The organism is Belliella marina (assembly GCF_042682445.1).
In the GTDB taxonomy this organism is placed as follows: domain Bacteria; phylum Bacteroidota; class Bacteroidia; order Cytophagales; family Cyclobacteriaceae; genus Belliella; species Belliella marina.
This window is the reverse complement of sequence record NZ_JBHUHR010000049.1, coordinates 5818-8758: the sequence shown is the minus strand read 5'-3', so window position 1 is coordinate 8758 and position 2941 is coordinate 5818. Positions and strand designations below refer to the sequence as shown.

Here is a 2941-nt window from a genome sequence, read left to right as displayed (position 1 = left end):
CCCAAAGCTCTTGTTTTGGGTATGGCAATTAGTATTCCCCCAATAATTTCTATAATTGCCACCAATGGAAAAATCCACTTTATGGCTACTAAAGCACCCATTACCTGCATCATTTCTTCGGACATTTCAGGCATAGGCATATAGTTGAAGAATTTATTTAAACCTGCGTTAAGCATCATCAAGCCAAACAGCACACATAAAACGGTAAGAATCTTGTTTTTCATTTTTTTTTGGTTTTGTTTTTCGGTGATGCAAATTTACTTAACTTTGATTACCAAATATAATCAGATACCTAAAGGTAATCAGTTACCTTTAGGTAATCACTTGATAGTTGCAAGATAAAATCGACATGACTAAAATAATTATTAGACTCATAGGGCAATGATTATTTTAGTCGTCAAAGATTCTTCCGAATCGAGCCTGCCTGGCAGCAGACAGGTTCGGAACTGGCTATCTGACCATTGAAAGACAAATTAAAAACAGATGAAAAAAATGGAACATCACGAGTGTATATCCAAATTATTGCCTGTGAGGGATACATTGGATATTATCGGTGGCAAATGGAAAATCTTAATCCTGATTTCAATATGGGAAGGCAACAAACACTTCAGGGAGATCGAGCGAAGTATTCCCAAGCTAAGTACCAAAGTACTTTCCAGTGAATTGAAAGATATGGAAGCAAACCAATTGATTACACGCACAGTCATCAACGGTTTTCCGGTAAGGACTGAATATAAATCAACAGCATATTCTGAGACCCTAAAAAGTGTAATAGCAGAATTGCATGATTGGGGAATGAACCATCGGAAGAAAATTTTGGGGAAATAGCTGTATCAGTAGTCAGTTTCTTGAATCAAATAATTTAGGAAGACATAACCTTGGTTAGCTGATGCAAGCATGATATTGATGTTCATAATGTTTTTTATGTGGTAACTATTATCGTGCTATCGCATTCTGCCCTTTTTCTATATTTACGGACATTTGTATAGGGTTCGTTAAAATTATTTTATTTATTTTTGTATCGATAAATACAAAAATAAAATATGATGAGAGGGAGACCTGTTATTTTTGACAATGAGGAGTTGGTAATAAAAGCCCAACAGCTGTTTTGGGAAAAGGGTTATAACGCCACTTCGTTAACTGATTTACTTAAGGTCACTGGAGCCGGTAGCGGAAGTTTCTACAATACATTTAAAGGGGGAAAGAAGGAAGTATTTAGCAAAGCTATTCAACAACGGAGGGTAGAATTTATCAAATTTCGCAACCAACTTGGCGAAACGGAGAATCCAATAGAGTTGATCAAGGATTTTTTCAGAAGTATTGCCAATGCTCATGCACAAGCCCATCATAAAGGTTGCATCATTGCCAATACAGTAGTTGAGATGACATTTATCGATGAGGAATTGGAAGCGCAAGCCATACAAATCCTTAAAGAAGTGGAAGAAATGTTCACTGAAACTATTCGGTTAGGACAAAGGAATGGACAAATTAAAAGCAAAACAAATGCAGAAGTTTTAGGAAAATATCTCATAACATTCTGGTGTGGATTAAACACCCTAAGAAGAATGTACCCTGATAAGGAAGTACTTTCACAACAAATAGAAATGCAGTTAGCAGTAATCAGTTGATTTTTTTTAACTATTTATGTACCGATCATTACAAAATAAAATGGATTTAAAACTCAAAGGAAAAAAAGCATTCATCAGTGGTTCAACGCAGGGAATAGGATTTGCTATTGCTCAACAACTACTTAACGAAAATGTAGAAGTCATCATTAACGGAAGACAGGCGGATAAAACGCAGCAAGCCGTGAAAAAGCTCCGAAAACAATTCCCTGAAAGAACTGTAACTGGAATAGTTGCCGATTTTGGCAATAAAAATGAAGTGGAAGATTTGCTGGATAATTTAAGCGGAATAGACATACTTATAAATAACGTAGGCATTTTTGAGCTTAAAGATTTTGACAAAATTACAGATGAAGATTGGTATGGTTTATTTACCGTCAATGTGATGAGTGCGGTAAGGCTTTCCAGAAAGGTATTGCCAGAATTATTGGAGAAAAATTGGGGAAGAATCGTATTCATAAGCAGCGAGTCCGGCGTGAATATTCCTGAGAATATGATCCATTATGGAATGACAAAATCAGCAATGATGGCCATTGGCAATGGTTTGTCCAAATTGACCAAAGGGACTGAAGTAACAGTCAATACGATTTTGGGAGGGCCGACTTATTCTGAAGGTGTAGCTTCTACAGTTGAATACTTAGCCCAGTCGCAAAATTTGAGTGTAGAACAGGTGAAAAGTGGGATTATTCAACAGGCCAATCCACACTCTTTGCTACAACGTTTCATAGAGCCAAATGAAATCGCAAGTCTGGTGACATACCTTTCCAGTCCGCTATCACTGGCAACAAATGGAGCGTCTATAAGGGCAGACGGAGGTGTTTTGAGAACTGTATGAGTGAGCAGGTTTAAATAGTAAAGAATCAGCAAACAACCCGTCATTTGAACACAAACAACCGACTTTTGGATACTTTTAATTTGATGGACTGTCCCAACTTTGTACCATCAAATTAAAAGAACAAAAAATGAAATTCACATTAATAACCGGTGCATCGGGTGGGATTGGAGAAGCCATAGCGCTGAAACTGGCATCAAGAAAACAAAACCTGGTGTTGGTAGCACGAAACGAAGCCAAACTAAAGGAATTGGCTGAACGGCTAACCAAGCACCATCAAATCTCGGTGGAATATATTTCGGCTGATTTATCTACAACAGGTGCATCACAAGAGATTTTTGATGAAACGCAAAAACGCCATTTACAAATTGAAACACTCGTTAACAATGCCGGAATTGGTTCCGGTGGTGAATTTGCAGAATTGTCCTTGCAGTCAGAGTTGGATATGTTGCAACTTAACATATCGTCTTTGGTTGCACTCACA

General features: G+C 37.4%; 5 protein-coding genes. 4 read left to right on the top strand and 1 reads right to left on the bottom strand.

Annotation, left to right across the window (positions count from 1 at the left end):
* Positions 1–224, bottom strand: a 224-nt coding sequence (locus ACFSKL_RS22060) for a DoxX family membrane protein (protein WP_376889499.1), incomplete at its 3' end; no start/stop codon positions are given.
* A 259-nt stretch (positions 225–483) separates the two neighbouring features.
* Between ACFSKL_RS22060 and ACFSKL_RS22055 the strand changes: the two genes are divergently transcribed.
* From ACFSKL_RS22055 to ACFSKL_RS22040, 4 genes are all read left to right on the top strand, one after another.
* A complete protein-coding gene (locus ACFSKL_RS22055; protein WP_376889419.1) occupies positions 484–828 on the top strand; it encodes a winged helix-turn-helix transcriptional regulator in 345 nt (114 codons plus the stop codon).
* Between the two features lie 215 nt (positions 829–1043).
* Positions 1044–1628 (top strand): TetR/AcrR family transcriptional regulator, encoded by a 585-nt coding sequence (locus tag ACFSKL_RS22050; RefSeq protein WP_376889417.1) that lies wholly within the window; start codon positions 1044–1046, stop codon positions 1626–1628.
* A 40-nt stretch (positions 1629–1668) separates the two neighbouring features.
* Positions 1669–2460 carry an SDR family NAD(P)-dependent oxidoreductase gene (locus ACFSKL_RS22045; RefSeq protein ID WP_376889414.1) on the top strand — a complete coding sequence of 264 codons (792 nt, stop codon included), beginning with the start codon at positions 1669–1671 and terminating at the stop codon, positions 2458–2460.
* Between the two features lie 127 nt (positions 2461–2587).
* The coding region (locus ACFSKL_RS22040; protein ID WP_376889412.1) for an SDR family NAD(P)-dependent oxidoreductase at positions 2588–2941 on the top strand (354 nt) is incomplete at its 3' end.

Coding starts and splice junctions, on each gene's coding strand:
- ACFSKL_RS22045 (WP_376889414.1), top strand. CDS start 1,669: ATGGATTTAAAACTCAAAGGAAAAAAAGCATTCATCAGTGGTTCAACG.
- ACFSKL_RS22050 (WP_376889417.1), top strand. CDS start 1,044: ATGATGAGAGGGAGACCTGTTATTTTTGACAATGAGGAGTTGGTAATA.
- ACFSKL_RS22055 (WP_376889419.1), top strand. CDS start 484: ATGAAAAAAATGGAACATCACGAGTGTATATCCAAATTATTGCCTGTG.